The organism is Paraburkholderia phymatum (assembly GCF_038900715.1).
GTDB lineage: Bacteria > Pseudomonadota > Gammaproteobacteria > Burkholderiales > Burkholderiaceae > Paraburkholderia > Paraburkholderia phymatum_A.
On sequence record NZ_JAYMRZ010000026.1, the window covers coordinates 1 to 14,743 of the forward strand.

At 65.2% G+C, this 14,743-nt stretch carries 14 protein-coding genes; 10 read left to right on the plus strand and 4 right to left on the minus strand.

The genetic code is table 11. The features are described 5' to 3' along the window. Positions 1 to 178: 178 nt before the first annotated feature. Positions 179 to 751: a cytochrome b gene (locus VSR68_RS34300; protein ID WP_342944024.1), complete on the minus strand. Its 573-nt coding sequence runs from the start codon at positions 749 to 751 to the stop codon at positions 179 to 181. A 423-nt stretch (positions 752 to 1,174) separates the two neighbouring features. Between VSR68_RS34300 and VSR68_RS34305 the strand changes: the two genes are divergently transcribed. The 7 genes from VSR68_RS34305 (at position 1,175) to VSR68_RS34335 (ending at position 7,763) form a co-directional block, all read left to right on the plus strand. After that, positions 1,175 to 1,903: a paraquat-inducible protein A gene (locus VSR68_RS34305; RefSeq protein WP_342944025.1), complete on the plus strand. Its 729-nt coding sequence runs from the start codon at positions 1,175 to 1,177 to the stop codon at positions 1,901 to 1,903. 7 nt (positions 1,904 to 1,910) lie between these two features. Next, the gene (locus VSR68_RS34310; protein ID WP_342944026.1) at positions 1,911 to 2,579 is read left to right on the plus strand and encodes a paraquat-inducible protein A; all 669 of its coding nucleotides are present in this window, start codon (positions 1,911 to 1,913) and stop codon (positions 2,577 to 2,579) included. Beyond that, positions 2,576 to 4,216, plus strand: coding sequence for an intermembrane transport protein PqiB (locus VSR68_RS34315; RefSeq protein WP_342944027.1), 1,641 nt, complete (start codon positions 2,576 to 2,578; stop codon positions 4,214 to 4,216). Before VSR68_RS34310 ends, VSR68_RS34315 begins: the two co-directional genes overlap by 4 nt. Further along, positions 4,213 to 4,956 (plus strand): PqiC family protein, encoded by a 744-nt coding sequence (locus VSR68_RS34320; RefSeq protein ID WP_342944028.1) that lies wholly within the window; start codon positions 4,213 to 4,215, stop codon positions 4,954 to 4,956. Before VSR68_RS34315 ends, VSR68_RS34320 begins: the two co-directional genes overlap by 4 nt. A gap of 121 nt (positions 4,957 to 5,077) precedes the next feature. Continuing rightward, the gene (locus VSR68_RS34325; RefSeq protein ID WP_342944029.1) at positions 5,078 to 6,358 is read left to right on the plus strand and encodes a class I SAM-dependent RNA methyltransferase; all 1,281 of its coding nucleotides are present in this window, start codon (positions 5,078 to 5,080) and stop codon (positions 6,356 to 6,358) included. Between the two features lie 194 nt (positions 6,359 to 6,552). After that, on the plus strand, positions 6,553 to 6,936 hold the full coding sequence (locus VSR68_RS34330; protein ID WP_342944030.1) for a VOC family protein: 384 nt from the start codon (positions 6,553 to 6,555) through the stop codon (positions 6,934 to 6,936). Positions 6,937 to 7,022: 86 nt separating this feature from the next. Continuing rightward, positions 7,023 to 7,763: a helix-turn-helix transcriptional regulator gene (locus tag VSR68_RS34335; RefSeq protein ID WP_428983660.1), complete on the plus strand. Its 741-nt coding sequence runs from the start codon at positions 7,023 to 7,025 to the stop codon at positions 7,761 to 7,763. A 79-nt stretch (positions 7,764 to 7,842) separates the two neighbouring features. Here the strand turns inward: VSR68_RS34335 and VSR68_RS34340 are convergent, their stop codons facing one another. Genes VSR68_RS34340 through VSR68_RS34350 form a run of 3 tightly spaced genes read right to left on the minus strand, consistent with a single transcriptional unit; the run spans position 7,843 to position 10,788 of the window. Beyond that, positions 7,843 to 9,294, minus strand: coding sequence for an NAD(P)(+) transhydrogenase (Re/Si-specific) subunit beta (locus VSR68_RS34340; protein WP_342944031.1), 1,452 nt, complete (start codon positions 9,292 to 9,294; stop codon positions 7,843 to 7,845). Further along, on the minus strand, positions 9,295 to 9,627 hold the full coding sequence (locus tag VSR68_RS34345) for an NAD(P) transhydrogenase subunit alpha (protein WP_090868596.1): 333 nt from the start codon (positions 9,625 to 9,627) through the stop codon (positions 9,295 to 9,297). It abuts the gene before it with no gap. Positions 9,628 to 9,645: 18 nt separating this feature from the next. Next, entirely contained in the window at positions 9,646 to 10,788 is a 1,143-nt protein-coding gene (locus VSR68_RS34350; protein WP_342944032.1) for a Re/Si-specific NAD(P)(+) transhydrogenase subunit alpha, read from the minus strand. A gap of 281 nt (positions 10,789 to 11,069) precedes the next feature. On the opposite strand from VSR68_RS34350, the gene VSR68_RS34355 reads away from it, so the two are divergent. The 3 genes from VSR68_RS34355 (at position 11,070) to VSR68_RS34365 (ending at position 14,683) form a co-directional block, all read left to right on the plus strand. Next, positions 11,070 to 11,567, plus strand: a complete 498-nt coding sequence (locus VSR68_RS34355; protein WP_342944033.1) for an NUDIX hydrolase — start codon at positions 11,070 to 11,072, stop codon at positions 11,565 to 11,567. Positions 11,568 to 11,610: 43 nt separating this feature from the next. After that, complete coding sequence (mnmA, locus tag VSR68_RS34360; protein WP_342944034.1) at positions 11,611 to 12,765, plus strand: tRNA 2-thiouridine(34) synthase MnmA; 1,155 nt, start codon at positions 11,611 to 11,613, stop codon at positions 12,763 to 12,765. Between the two features lie 307 nt (positions 12,766 to 13,072). Continuing rightward, complete coding sequence (locus VSR68_RS34365) at positions 13,073 to 14,683, plus strand: FMN-binding glutamate synthase family protein (RefSeq protein ID WP_342944035.1); 1,611 nt, start codon at positions 13,073 to 13,075, stop codon at positions 14,681 to 14,683. The last annotated feature ends 60 nt before the right edge of the window (positions 14,684 to 14,743 follow it).

The window sequence follows — 14,743 nt, forward strand, 5'->3', positions numbered from 1 at the left end:
ATCAACACCGACTGCGGTAAGCTTCATTCGGGGTTCTCCTTCCTCAAGTGGTTTGTTTCGCTACTTCCACTTTGGCACATCTGATGCCGTCGGCTGTGAGAACCCCCCTTCATCCTGGTTACTCCCCAATCTGCACCTACTGTCAGCCCTTGCGGGGGGAGGCGTCCATTCCATTTCCTTATTTGAGGAAAGGGATCATCCGCGACAGCAGACCGTCGCGATCGAGCCATTGATGTTTGATGGCCGCCAGCATGTGCAGCACGACCAGCCCGAGAAGCGTGTAATTGAGCACGATGTGGACCGACTTCAGCACTTCCTTGAGGTGCGGATCGGGGGCGATCAGACGCGGCAGCGGCACGAGCCCGAGATAGACGACGGGCACGTTCGCCGCCGAGCTGAACAGATAGCCCGACACGGGAATCGCGACCATCAGCACATACATCAGGAAATGCGTGAGATGCGCGATGCCGCGCTGCCATGCGGCCATATGCGCGGGCATCGGCGGCACGGCATGCGTCGCGCGCCAGAGAAGGCGCAGCACGACGAGCGCGAACACGGTCACGCCGATCCATTTGTGCCACGAGAAGTACTTGAGCTTGGTCGGCGTGAAGCCGGGGATGTCCGTCATCACCCAGCCGAGTGCAAAGCCGCCGACGATCAGCAGCGCGATCAGCCAATGCAGTGCAATGGCCGTCGACGTGTACGACGAAGCCCGTGCGGAGAACGAACGAAGCGAAGAAGTGTGTGCCATGACAGAACCGACGCCAACCTGTAAGTTAAACGACGCAGTCGATGCCGTTATTCCGCCGCGCCCAATCCCGGCGCACCAACGGCTCCAACGGCTCGCGGCGCTAATCGTACCGCAAGCCGCATCGGCTGGCTGGCGGCTTTGCACGCGGCGCGAAATTTGCTGTCGGGGTTTGAACCCGCGGGCGCAGCATCTGTCGGACCAGGCCCGCGGGAAGCCGACGAACGTCAGTCCATTCACCGGGCATCCGTCAGCGCACACCGACGGACGTCATCCCGGCGAGCTTTGATACTATTGCCCCCAAGCCGCGCCGCGCGCCCTCCCGCATGCCCTTGCACGCCGCATGCAGCGCGTCGCGCCGTAACCGGCTGTAAGGTCCAACCACAGACACGACGACACATCGCTTCCTGTTTTCCGATCGCCTGCATGGAACATGACCATCTGATTGCCTGCCACGAATGCGACGCGCTGCTCCAGAAACCCCGCCTCGGACGCAGGCGGACGGCGCGCTGCCCGCGATGCGGCGCGATTCTGTATGGGAGCGCGTCGGGACGGCTGGAGGGCATCACCGCGATGACGATGGCCGCGCTCATCACGTTTCTGATCGCGCAGGGCTTTCCGATCGTTGAGCTGGAAACCAACGGCATCACGTCGCAGACCAGCCTGATCGGCGCCATCGTCGCGCTGTGGAACGAAGACATGCAGATCGTCGCGGTGATGGTGTTCTGCTCGACGTTCCTTTTCCCGCTCACCGAACTGACGGCGCTGCTCTATCTGCTGATCCCCATTCGCGCCGGCATCGTGCCGCCCGGTTTCAACCAGGTGCTGCGCGCGATCCAGTTCGTGCGTCCGTGGGGCATGATCGAAGTGTTCATGCTCGGCGTGCTCGTGACGATCGTGAAAATGGTGAGTCTCGCGCGCGTGATCCCCGAGGCGGCGATGTTCGCGTTCGGCGCGCTCACGCTGATGTTCGTCGTGGTCGTCACCTTCGATCCGCGCACGCTGTGGGACGTCGCCGAAGGTCTCGGCGTGCTGCAGGCGCGGCGCGAGCGCCACGCGCGCGAAGACGAAGCGGACGACGGCGATGCCGATCCGGCCGGACGCGACGCAGGCGAACCGGGCGTCGATGGCACAGCCGCGCCGCATCAGGGATGACCGGCCGATGAAATACACGACGGCCTCGCGCGCCGGTCTCGTCGCCTGTCACGCATGCTCGCGCGTGCAGCCGCGCGTGCGCTCGAAAGAGCCGCAACGCTGCACGCGCTGCGGCGCGCTCCTGCACCGGCGCAATCCCGACAGCCTGATGCGCACCTGGGCGCTCCTGATCGCGGCCGCCGTGCTCTACATTCCCGCGAACCTGCTGCCCGTCATGCATACGTCATCGCTGCTCGGCGCGGAGGACGACACCATCATGAGCGGCGTCGTCTATTTCTGGACGTCGGGTGACTGGCCGCTCGCCGTCATCGTGTTCGTCGCGAGCATTCTCGTGCCGATGCTCAAGCTCACGGTGCTCGCGCTTCTGACCATCACCGCGCAACGCCATTCGACATGGCGTCCGCAGGAGCGCACGAAGCTCTACCGGATCGTCGAGCGCATCGGCCGCTGGTCGATGCTCGACATCTTCGTCATCACGCTGACGGTCGCGCTCGTGCGCTTCAAGTCGCTCGCCGTCATCACGGCGGGGCCGGGCGCGCTTGCATTCGGCTCGGTCGTGATCCTCACGATGATTGCGTCGATGCAGTTCGATCCACGCCTCATCTGGGACGACGTGGACAGACGCACAGGCGACGCAGCCCGCGCGAACCGCAATACTTCAGGACCCACCACATGAATAGCCCTCAAGAGCCGACGCCACCGGGCGGCGAGCCGCGCAACGAGCCGCCCGTCCCTGAACCCGAGATCGTCACGAAACGCGGCTGGCTGCCTTCCGTCGTCTGGGTGATTCCGCTGATCGCGGCGCTGATCGGCGTCGGACTCGTGGTGAAGTCGGTGCTGGAAAAGGGGCCGACCATCACGATCACCTTCATCAGCGCGGAAGGGCTCGAGCCCGGCAAGACGAAGGTCAAGTACAAGGACGTCGATATCGGCTTCGTGAAGTCGATCAGGCTTGCGAAGAACCATTCGCGCGTCAACGTCGAGGTCCAGCTGACGAAGGAAGCCGAAGACTTCGCGGTGAAGGACAGCCGCTTCTGGGTCGTGCGTCCGCGCATCGGCGCGAGCGGCGTGTCGGGGCTCGGCACGCTGCTGTCGGGCGCGTATATCGGCGTGGACGGCGGCCGCGCGACGGAAACGCAGACGCAGTTCGTCGGCCTCGAATCGCCGCCCGCCGTCACCGTCGACCAGAAAGGCCGCCAGTTCACATTGCGCGGCGAATCGCTCGGCTCGATCGACATCGGCTCGCCCGTGTTCTACCGGCGCGTGCAGGTCGGCCAGGTGACGGGCTTCTCGCTCGACAAGGACGGCACGGGCGTGACCGTGCAGGTGTTCGTGAGCGCGCCGTTCGATCAGTACGTCGGCACGAACTCGCGCTGGTGGCACGCGAGCGGCGTCGATGTGCGGCTCGATTCGAGCGGCTTCAAGCTGAACACGCAGTCGCTCGCGACGGTGATCGTCGGCGGCCTCGCGTTCCAGTCGCCGCCGGGCCAGGCCGTCGGCGCACAGGCGCCGAACAACATGACGTTCCGCCTCGGCTCGGATGAAGGGGATGCGATGCGCGAGCCCGACGGCGAGCCCGTGCGCGTCGTGATGAACTTCAACCAGTCGCTGCGCGGGCTGTCGCTCGGCGCGGCCGTCGATTTCCGCGGCATCGTGCTCGGCCAGGTGACGAACATCGGCGTCGAATACGATCCGCAGACGAAGAACTTCACGATGCCCGTCACGTTGGACCTGTATCCCGACCGCCTGCGCCGCCGCACCAAGGGCCAGCCCGTGCCCGACACGGGCACGGAAGCGAGCCACAAGATGCTGCAGGCGCTCGTCAAGCACGGCCTGCGCGGCCAGCTGCGCACGGGCAACCTGCTGACGGGTCAGTTGTACATCGCACTCGACCTGTTCCCGAAAGCGCCCGCCGCGACCATCGACGTTTCGCGCGATCCGATCGAGCTGCCGACGATTCCGAACACGCTCGACGAACTGCAACTGCAGGTCGCCGACATCGCGAAGAAGCTCGATCAGGTGCCGTTCGACCAGATCGGCAACAACCTGAACACCGCGCTGAAGCACGCCGATCAGCTCTTCACGCGGCTCGACAAGGAAGTCGTGCCGCAGGCGCGCGACACGCTCACGGCCGCGAAGCAGACGTTCGGCTCGGCGGAAGCGACGCTGCAGCAGGACTCGCCGATGCAATCCGACGTGCATCAGGCGCTGCAGGAGCTGACGCGCACGCTGCAATCGCTGAACGCGCTGTCCGACTATCTCGAACGCCATCCCGAATCGCTGCTGCGCGGTAAATCAGGAGACAAGCCATGACGTTTGCCCGCGTCCCCCGAACGATGCGCGTTGCCGCGCTGGCGGCGTCCGCCATGCTGCTTGCGGCGCTTGCCGCGTGCTCGTCGCCGGCGAGCCGCTTCTATACGCTCTCCGCCGGCGACGCGTCGCCGGATGCCGCGCGCACCGCGAGCAACCCTGCGTTCCTGATCGAAGTGCCGCCCGTCGACGTGCCGTCGCAAGTGGCGAAAAACCAGCTCGTCGTGCAGACGGGCCCGACCCAGGTGCAGGTGCTCGAACAGGAGCGCTGGGCGTCGCTGCCCGGCGACGAGATCCGCCGCGCGCTGTCCGGCACGCTGACGCAGCAACTGGGCACGATCGACGTGTACGGCACGCCGTATCCCGATCGCGTGCCCGTGTACCGCATCAGCGTGAACGTGCAGCGCTTCGAGTCGTGGCCCGGCTCGCACGCGCTGATCGACGCCGTATGGAGCGTGCGCGCGGTGCGCACACAGGCGGTGCTGACGTGCCGCAGCGTGGTCGGCGAGCCGGTGTCCGGCGGCTATGACGCGCTCGCCGAAGGCCATCGGCGTGCGGTCCAGCAGATCTCGACGGAAATCGCGGCCGCCGTGCGCAATCTCGCGGCGACGCCGGCGCGCGGCGCGAGCGTGATGTGTCCGGCGTCGGCGGCCGGGCCGGCTGGCGCTTCAGCGGTGCCTTCCGCGCCTTCCGGACCTTCCGCGCCGAACACCGCTGGGTCGAACGCGGGATCAAAGGGCTAAACAGGCTCACGCGCGCGACGAGACGTGCGCGCACGCAAGCGCCCACGCGCGATCCAACCCCGAGGCACAGCGAGGCGACCGCGTACAATGTCGCCTTGACCCACGCCTTGCGGCAACCTCCATGTCCTTCGAATTTTTCATCCCCTGCCCGCGCGGCCTCGAAGCCGCGCTTGCCGCCGAACTCGCCGAGATCGCCTCGCGTCATCTGAACGGCGCGCCGTTCACCGCCGGCGAGCAGGTGCCCGGCGGCGTGCACTTCAAGGGCGGCTGGGCAGCCGGCATGGCCGCCAATCTGCATTCGCGCATCGCGAGCCGTGTGCTGCTGAAAATCGCGCATCGTCCGTATCGCAACGAGCAGGACATCTATGCGCTCGCGCTCGAACAGCACTGGGAACAATGGTTCTCGGCGAACGAAACGCTGCGCGTCGACGTCACCGCAATCAAGTCGCCGCTGCGCAGCCTCGAATTCGCGACGCTGCGCGTGAAGGACGCGATTTGCGACCGTCTGCGCGACAAGACGGGCGCGCGTCCGAGCATCGATACGGGTTCGCCCGACGTGCGTGTATTCGCGTTCGTGACGGCAACCGACTGCACGCTGTATCTCGATACTTCCGGCGAGCCGCTCTTCAAGCGCGGCTGGCGCCTCGACAAGGGCGCGGCGCCGCTGCGCGAAAATCTCGCGGCGGGCATTCTGCGCCTGACTGGCTGGACGCCGGGCACGCCGCTGTACGACCCGATGTGCGGCAGCGGGACGTTCCTCGCGGAAGCCGCGCAAGTCGCGCTGCACATCGCGCCGGGCGTCGATCGCCGGTTCGGGTTCGAGAAGTTCAGGCAGTACGACGTATCGGCGTGGCAAGCGCTGAAGGTCGCCGCGCAAGACGCGAAGCGCGCGGCGCGCGCGGGCCGCGGAAATCTGCTGATCTTCGGCAGCGACATCTCCGACAACATGCTGGAGAAGGCGCGCGCGAATTTCGAGCGCGCTGGTTTTCCCGCGCTGCCGCTCAAGCAGCTCGACGCGCGCAACATGACGCCGCCTGCCAGCGACGCCGGCATTCTCGTCGCGAACCCGCCGTATGGCGAGCGGATCGAGGTGCGCGGGCGCGGCCCGCGCGGCGAGATACGTAATACGGGACGTGAAGAAGGCGGCTTCCGGCGCGCGGAAGCGGATGCGGGCGATATCGCCGAGTTCTTCCAGTCGTTCGGCGATGCGCTCAAGAAGCGCTTCACCGGCTGGCACGCGTTCGTGCTGACGTCGGATCGCAAGCTGCCGGGGCAACTGCGCCTGCGCGAGTCGGCGAAAACGCCGCTGTATAACGGCGCGCTCGAATGCCGGCTGTTCCGCTTCGATCTGATCGCCGGAAGCGTGAGGCAGCGGCCGGCTGCCGACGAGCCGAAGGCGTAAGCGGTTTTTCCGCTTCGGCGGCTTGTTTCGGTGGCTCATTGAGTGAAAGTGAAAGCGGGCGCAATGCCCGCTTTTTTATCGCCTGCGCTCGCGGCGTCGGTCAACGAGACTCAACGCTACTGACAGAACGGTGTCAGCAGCCCGCCCGCACACTTCTCCTGCGCCATCCGGCGACACATCCACAGGAGAACGTCATGTCAGCACAACCCAACCGCGCCATCGCCTGGTTCGAGATCCCGTCCGTCAACTTCGAGCGCGCCGTCCGTTTCTACGAGGCCGCGCTCGATACGACGCTGCGCCGCGAAGACTTCGGCATGCCGATGGCCGTCTTCAGTTACGACGAGCCGTCGACGGGCGGCTGCATCGTCCAGAGCCCGACCATGGAACCGTCGTCGACGGGCTCGCTCGTCTACCTGAACGCGCGCCCGACCGTCAACGCGACGCTCGAACGCGTGAAGCGCGCAGGCGGCAAGGTTGAAGGGCCAGCCGTGCAGTTGCCGCACGACATCGGCTGGATCGGCTTTTTCACCGATACGGAAGGCAACCGCGTCGGCCTTCACTCGAAGACCAACGAGTAACGCGTCGGCAGACGTGACCGCCATCATCTTGCGTTGGACGGAAGCAGGCGCCTAAGCGCGCCCATTCCGGTCGACAGGAGCGCGTCGTGCGGCGCTATCATCGCGGGAGATTCCCCGTCTATTTCCGCGAGACACCCACGATGACGCGTCGCGCCGACCGCCTGTTCCAGATCGCCGAGCTGCTGCGCGGCCGGCGTCTGACCACCGCGCAGCAACTGGCGGACTGGCTGCACGTGTCGCTGCGCACCGTCTATCGCGACGTGCAGGACCTGCAACTGTCGGGGGTGCCAATCGAAGGAGAGCCGGGCATCGGCTATCGGCTGAGCCGCAGCGCGAGCCTGCCGCCGCTCACCTTCACGGCCGACGAACTCACGGCGCTCGCCGCCGGCGCGCGGATGCTCGAATCATGGGGCGGCGAAAGCATGGCGGCGGGCGCACGCGGCGCACTCGCGAAGATCGCGTCGGCGATGCCCGCCGACAAGCGCGCGGCCATCGACCGCCTCGCGTTCTTCGCGCCGTCGTTTCATATCGACGGGAATGTCTCCGCGATCGTCGATACGCTGCATCGCGCGATCGACACGCGGCACGTGGTCAGCTTCGCGTATCAGGACAAGAACGGCGCCGCGACGCAGCGGCGCGTGTGGCCGCTCGCGCTCGCGTACTGGGGCGCGCGCTTCACGCTCGGCGCGTGGTGCGAGCTGCGCGGAGACTTTCGACACTTCGCGCTCGCGAATATCGACGACCTGAAAGTACACGAGCCGTTTCCCGATGTAGCGGGAAGACGGCTCGCGGATTTCATGCGCAGCATCGGCGTGAAGCCGCGCTGAGCGAATTGTCGTGACGCTCGATCTCGACACCCGATGAAGCGCGCGAGGCGCCTTTGAAAGCGCCCCGCTGCGTACTTCATCAATCGACGGATTTCACCATGTCTTCGATCACCTTCTTCGCATCGCCGAAGACCATCATCGTCTTGTCCATGTAGAAGAGATCGTTGTCGAGACCGGCGTAACCCGCCGCCATCGAACGCTTGTTGACGATCACCGTGCGCGCCTTGTACGCCTCGATGATCGGCATGCCCGCGATCGGCGACTTCGGATCGTTCTTCGCGGCCGGGTTCACCACGTCGTTCGCGCCGAGCACCAGCACCACGTCGACCTGGCCGAACTCACCGTTGATGTCCTCCATCTCGTGGACGATTTCATACGGCACTTCGGCTTCCGCCAGCAGCACGTTCATGTGACCGGGCATGCGGCCCGCGACAGGGTGAATCGCGTACTTCACGTCGATGCCCTTTTCGACGAGCTTGTCGGTCAGTTCCTTCAGCGCGTGTTGAGCGCGCGCGACGGCGAGACCATAGCCCGGCACGATCACGACGGTCTCGGCATTGCCGAGCATGAACGACGCATCTTCCGCCGAGCCCGACTTCACCGGCTTCTGCTCCGTCGAGCCGCCCGCCGCTGCCGCGCCCGGCTCGGCACCGAAGCCGCCGAGAATCACGTTGAAGAACGAGCGGTTCATCGCCTTGCACATGATGTACGACAGGATCGCGCCGGACGAGCCGACCAGCGAACCGGCGATAATCAGCATCGCGTTGTTCAGCGAGAAGCCGATGCCCGCCGCCGCCCAGCCCGAGTACGAGTTCAGCATCGACACGACCACGGGCATGTCCGCGCCGCCGATCGGGATGATGATCAGCACGCCCAGCGCGAACGCGATCAGCGTCATGATGATGAACGGCAGCCAGGATTGCGTGAGGAAGAAGATCACGCCGAAGCCGATCATCGCGAGCGCGAGCAGCAGGTTGATCAGATGCTGGCCCGCATAGACGACGGGCGCGCCCTGGAAGAGCCGGAACTTGTACTTGCCCGACAGCTTGCCGAACGCGATCACCGAGCCGCTAAAGGTAATCGCGCCGACGAACGTGCCGATGAACAGTTCGATCCGGTTGCCGTACGGCAGGAAGCCGGGAATGCCTTCCTCGGCGCCGAGGCCGAACGCGGCCGGCTCCGACACCACCGCATACGCGATACACACGGCTGCCATACCGATCAGCGAGTGCATCGCCGCGACCAGTTCCGGCATCTTCGTCATCTCGACGCGCGCGGCGACGAACGCGCCGATCCCGCCGCCCACCACCAGCGCAACGAACACAAGCGCCAATCCAAGCGACAGATTCGAACCGAGCACGGCAGCCTGCTTCGCGATCAGCGCGACGGTTGTCAGGATCGCGATCGCCATGCCGACCATGCCGAACACGTTGCCGGCGCGCGCGCTCTTCGGATTCGACAGCCCCTTGAGCGCCTGGATGAAGCAGACCGAGGCGATCAGATAAAGGAGCGTAACGACGTTCATGCTCATTTACGCACCCTCCTTCGAACCACCGGGAGCCGCGATCTTCTTCGGCTCCTTCTTCTTGAACATCTCCAGCATCCGCCGTGTGACGAGGAACCCGCCGAACACGTTGACGGCGGCGAGCGCCACGGCGATCGTGCCGAAGAACTTGCCCGCGCCGCCGACCGTCAGGCCCGCCGCAAGCATCGCGCCGACGATGACGATCGCCGAAATCGCGTTCGTTACGGCCATCAGCGGCGTGTGCAGCGCCGGTGTCACGTTCCACACGACGTGGTAGCCGACGTAGATCGCCAGCACGAATATGATCAGGTTGATCACGGTATGGTTGATGACTTCCATCTCCCGTCTCCTCTTCCCTTATGCCTTGCGCGTGACTTCGCCGTCGCGTGCCAGCAGCGTGGCCGCGACGATGTCGTCCGCGAGATCGATATTGAGCGCGCCTTCCTTCGTGACGATCAGCTTCATGAAGTCGAGCAGATTGCGCGCGTACAGTGCGGAGGCATCCGACGCGACCATCGACGCGAGATTCGTATAGCCCGCGATCGTCACGCCGTGCTTGACGACGACCTTGTCGGCTTCCGTCAGCGGACAGTTGCCGCCGCGGTTGCCTTCGTACTCGGCGCCGCGTCCGGCCGCGAGGTCGATCAGCACGGAGCCCGGCTTCATCGCCTGCACGGTTTCGACGGAAAGCAGCGTCGGCGCGGGACGGCCCGGAATCAGCGCGGTCGAGATGATGACGTCGGCCTGCTTCGCGCGCTCGTGGACGAGCGCCGACTGGCGCGTGAGCCACGAAGGCGGCATCGGCCGCGCGTAGCCGCCGACACCTTCGGCCGCTTCGCGTTCCTCGGCGGTTTCATAAGGCACGTCGAGGAATTTCGCGCCAAGCGACTCGATCTGCTCCTTCACGGCGGGCCGCACATCCGACGCTTCGATCACGGCGCCCAGGCGCTTCGCGGTCGCAATCGCCTGCAGGCCCGCGACGCCCGCGCCCAGAATCAGCACGCGCGCGGCCTTTACCGTGCCGGCGGCCGTCATCAGCATCGGCATGAAGCGCGGGTAAAGGTCGGCGGCGAGCAGCACCGCCTTGTAGCCCGCGATGTTGGCTTGAGACGACAATACGTCGAGACTTTGCGCGCGCGTCGTGCGCGGCGCGGCTTCCAGCGAGAAGGCAGTGATGCCCGCTGCTGCAAGCTTTGATGAATTCTCCGTATTAAAAGGCTCGAGCATTCCGATCAGCACCGCGCCGCGTTTAAGAAGCGGTAGTTCTGAATCGGTGGGCGTCTGGACCTTGAGAACGATCTCCGCGCCGAACGCTGTCGGCGCATCGACGAGTTCCGCCCCTGCTGCTGAATAGGCATCGTCCAGATAACTGGCTCCCGCTCCGGCGCCGATCTGTACGGTGACTCTGTGACCCTGCGACACGTACTTCTTGACCGTCTCGGGCGTCGCGGCGACGCGTGTTTCATACGGCCGCGTCTCGGCTGGCACTCCGATGTGCATCGTTAAACCTCCTCGACCATCCTCTGTTATGAAAATCTGGAATCGCCGACGAGGGGCAACGCCGGCAATGCAATAAGGCAAGTGCAACGGCAACGCACGGCTGGGGCTTCAGCCAACGCTGCAACTTTAACCGAAGTCAGGTGACGGATCGAAATCCGTAGCGATCCCGGTATTCAGGAACGCGATCCTTCGTGCTTTTTTTACCGACATGTGCTAGGCGCGCAGCGCGCCATCCTCCGTGCACCGGCAAGCCCGGCCCATAAACGGTAAAATGCCGTCCCATGAAACCGGAAACCTGGGCCCCGCATGTGACGGTGGCGGCCGTCGTCGAATGCGACGGGCGCTTTCTGCTGGTCGAAGAGCACACGCCCGCCGGGCTGCGCCTCAACCAGCCAGCCGGACATCTGGAAGCAGGCGAAACGCTGACGCAAGCCGTCATCCGCGAAACGCTCGAAGAAACGGCGCATGCGTTCGCGCCCGAGGCGCTCGTCGGCGTGTACATGACGCACTTCAGCCGGCCAGACACCGTGGACGGCCCCGCCGATGGCGTCACGTACCTGCGCTTCACGTATTGCGGCTCGACGGAAGGCTCGCCCGCCGAGGGCCGCGCGCTCGATCCCGACATCGTCCGCACGGTGTGGATGAGCGCCGACGAACTGCGCGCGTGCCCCGAGCGGCATCGCACGCCGCTCGTGATGCAATGTGTCGACGACTACCTCGCAGGCCGGCGTTTCCCGCTCGACTTCGTGCAAACGCATTCAGTCGGGCCCTCCCGATAGAACGCGTGCTTCGGCACAAGGAAAGAGCAGTCAGGCAGATCCAATGAGCAAACAGAAAGTGGTGGTAGGCATGTCGGGCGGCGTCGATTCGTCGGTCACGGCATGGCTGCTGAAGGAACAGGGTTACGACGTCGTCGGCCTGTTCATGAAGAACTGGGAAGACGATGACGACAGCGAATACTGTTCGACGCGTCAGGACTGGATCGATGTCGTATCGGTCGCGGATCTGATCGGCATCGACGTCGAGGCCGTCAATTTCGCCGCCGAATACAAGGACCGCGTGTTCGCCGAATTCCTGCGCGAATACTCGGCCGGCCGCACGCCGAACCCCGACGTGCTATGCAACGCCGAAATCAAGTTCAAGGCGTTCCTCGATCACGCGATGTCGCTCGGCGCGGAAACCATCGCGACGGGCCACTATGCGCGCGTGCGTGAAATCGACGGCCGTTTCGAACTGCTGAAGGCGAAGGATCACACGAAGGACCAGTCGTACTTCCTGCATCGGCTCAACCAGGCGCAACTGTCGAAAACGCTGTTTCCGCTCGGCGAGATTCCGAAGACGAAGGTCCGCGAAATCGCCGAGCAGATCGGTCTGCCGAACGCAAAGAAAAAGGATTCGACGGGCATCTGCTTCATCGGCGAGCGGCCGTTTCGCGACTTCCTGAACCGCTATCTGCCGACCAAACCGGGCCCGATGAAAACCACGGAAGGCAAGACGGTCGGCGAGCACATCGGCCTCGCGTTCTACACGTTCGGACAACGCAAGGGCATTGGCCTCGGCGGCAGCAAGGACGGCAGCGGCGAGCCGTGGTTCGTCGCGGGCAAGGACATTCCGTCGAACACGCTGTACGTCGCGCAAGGCCACGACCATCCGTGGCTGCTGAGCCACACGCTGACGGCGGGCAACACGAGCTGGGTCGCGGGCCACGCGCCCGACGAAGGCCACGCGTGCGCGGCGAAGACACGCTATCGCCAGGCCGATGCGGCGTGCACGTTCGGCGCCGCCGAAGGCGGCAACAGCAAGAACGCTCTCTTCTCCCTCCATTTCGCCGACGCCCAATGGGCTGTCACACCGGGGCAATCGGCCGTGCTCTACGATGGCGACGTCTGCCTGGGCGGCGGCATCATCGAGCACGCTGCGACCGCGCAGCCGGCGGTACGCCAGCCGCAGAAAGCGGCGCTGCTGACAACGCGCTGAGCCTTGCCGCGACCGGCCCGCGAGCATGATTCGCGAGCCGGTCCGCACCGGCATCGCTGCATCAAGTTCCTGTTCGTTGTATCTTCCGGGCGACGGTTGTCCCGCCGCCACCCTTGCCTGTCGCCCGGCCGCTTCGCTTCGCGCGCCGTCGGGCCTCGGCACATGCGAGCGCTGGACAACCCGCCGTATCCGCCGTACCGATCCGCAGCGCGATCCCTCCGCACACACGCACGCCGTCTTCGCGCAAGGCCGATGCAACGGACGCCGAATGCATCGGCGGCGGCGAAATCACTGCAATGGAGCTGTCATGTTCTCTCGACGTTATCTGGCGATGTGGGGTGCCCTTCTGCTGCTCGCGGGTTGCGCTGCACTCGCCGCAACCGGTCATATCGCATGGCCGTGGATCATCGTGCCCGTGCTGCTCGTCGCGCTCGGCGTCTACGATCTGACGCAGCAGCGCCACGCGATCCTGCGCAACTATCCGCTGTGGGGGCATTTGCGCTTTCTGTTCGAATTCATCCGGCCGGAGATCCGCCAGTACTTCGTCGAGGACGACACGGAAGAAAGGCCCTTCTCGCGCGCGCAGCGCAGCATCGTCTATCAGCGCGCGAAGAACGAAGTGGACAGCCGCCCGTACGGCACGGAAGTCGATGTGAAGGCGACCGGCCACGAATGGATCAGCCATTCGCTCGTGCCGACGAAGCTCGACGGTCACGACTTTCGCATCGTGGTCGGTGCGGACCGCGCGCAGCCATACTCGATGTCGATCTTCAACATCTCGGCGATGAGCTTCGGCTCGCTGTCGGCGAACGCGATCCGCGCGCTGAACCTCGGCGCGAAGAAAGGCAACTTCGCGCATGACACGGGCGAAGGCTCGATGTCGAAGTATCACCGCGAGCATGGCGGCGACATCATCTGGGAGATCGCGTCGGGCTACTTCGGCTGCCGCAACGACGACGGCACGTTCAACGCCGACAAGTTCGCGAAGCAGGCGCGCGAGCCGCAAGTGAAGATGATCGAGGTGAAGCTGTCGCAAGGCGCGAAGCCGGGTCACGGCGGCGTGCTGCCCGCCGCGAAGATCACGCCCGAAATCGCCGAAACGCGCGGCGTGCCGATGGGCCGCGACTGCATCTCACCCGCGACGCACTCGGAGTTTTCGACGCCGCGCGGGCTGCTCGAATTCGTCGGGCGTCTGCGCGATCTGTCGGGCGGCAAGCCGACGGGCTTCAAGCTGTGCATCGGCCATCCGTGGGAATTCTTCGGCATCGCGAAGGCGATGCTGGAAACGGGCATCCTGCCGGACTTCATCGTCGTCGACGGCGCGGAAGGCGGGACGGGCGCGGCGCCGCTCGAATTCACCGATCACATCGGCGTGCCGCTACAGGAAGGGCTGCTGCTCGTGCACAACACGCTGGTCGGCATCGGGCTGCGCGAGCGGATTCGCATCGGCGCGAGCGGCAAGATGATCACCGCTTTCGATATCGCGAAGACACTCGCGATCGGCGCCGACTGGGTGAACGCCGCGCGCGGCTTCATGTTCGCGGTCGGCTGCATCCAGGCGCAGACCTGCCACACGGGCCGCTGCCCGACGGGCGTCGCGACGCAGGACCCGGTGCGCCAGCGCGCGCTGATCGTCACCGACAAATCGGATCGCGTGTTCAACTTCCATCACAACACGCTGCACGCGTTGCAGGAAATCGTGCAGGCGGCCGGTCTGCGTCATCCGTCCGATCTGCGCGCGCATCACATCGTGCGGCGCGTGTCGTCGTATGAAGTACGGCTGATGTCGGACCTGCTGAAGTATCTCGAGCCGAACGATCTGATCAGCTGCAACTATCGCTATACGCTGTACGAGAAGTGGTGGCCCGTCGCGCGCAGCGATTCGTTTTCGCCGGATCTCGAACCGGCCGTCGCGTAAGCGTCGACGTCTTTGAAGCGCCAATGAAAAACGCGCGCTGGATGCGAATCCAGCGCGCGT

Bases quoted from the DNA above. Each gene is read 5' to 3' on its own strand.
- VSR68_RS34365 (WP_342944035.1), top strand. From the start codon at position 13,073: ATGTTCTCTCGACGTTATCTGGCGATGTGGGGTGCCCTTCTGCTGCTC.
- VSR68_RS34310 (WP_342944026.1), top strand. From the start codon at position 1,911: ATGAAATACACGACGGCCTCGCGCGCCGGTCTCGTCGCCTGTCACGCA.
- VSR68_RS34355 (WP_342944033.1), top strand. From the start codon at position 11,070: ATGAAACCGGAAACCTGGGCCCCGCATGTGACGGTGGCGGCCGTCGTC.
- VSR68_RS34350 (WP_342944032.1), bottom strand. From the start codon at position 10,788: ATGCACATCGGAGTGCCAGCCGAGACGCGGCCGTATGAAACACGCGTC.
- VSR68_RS34300 (WP_342944024.1), bottom strand. From the start codon at position 751: ATGGCACACACTTCTTCGCTTCGTTCGTTCTCCGCACGGGCTTCGTCG.
- VSR68_RS34315 (WP_342944027.1), top strand. From the start codon at position 2,576: ATGAATAGCCCTCAAGAGCCGACGCCACCGGGCGGCGAGCCGCGCAAC.
- VSR68_RS34325 (WP_342944029.1), top strand. From the start codon at position 5,078: ATGTCCTTCGAATTTTTCATCCCCTGCCCGCGCGGCCTCGAAGCCGCG.
- VSR68_RS34330 (WP_342944030.1), top strand. From the start codon at position 6,553: ATGTCAGCACAACCCAACCGCGCCATCGCCTGGTTCGAGATCCCGTCC.
- mnmA (WP_342944034.1), top strand. From the start codon at position 11,611: ATGAGCAAACAGAAAGTGGTGGTAGGCATGTCGGGCGGCGTCGATTCG.
- VSR68_RS34340 (WP_342944031.1), bottom strand. From the start codon at position 9,294: ATGAGCATGAACGTCGTTACGCTCCTTTATCTGATCGCCTCGGTCTGC.
- VSR68_RS34305 (WP_342944025.1), top strand. From the start codon at position 1,175: ATGGAACATGACCATCTGATTGCCTGCCACGAATGCGACGCGCTGCTC.
- VSR68_RS34345 (WP_090868596.1), bottom strand. From the start codon at position 9,627: ATGGAAGTCATCAACCATACCGTGATCAACCTGATCATATTCGTGCTG.
- VSR68_RS34320 (WP_342944028.1), top strand. From the start codon at position 4,213: ATGACGTTTGCCCGCGTCCCCCGAACGATGCGCGTTGCCGCGCTGGCG.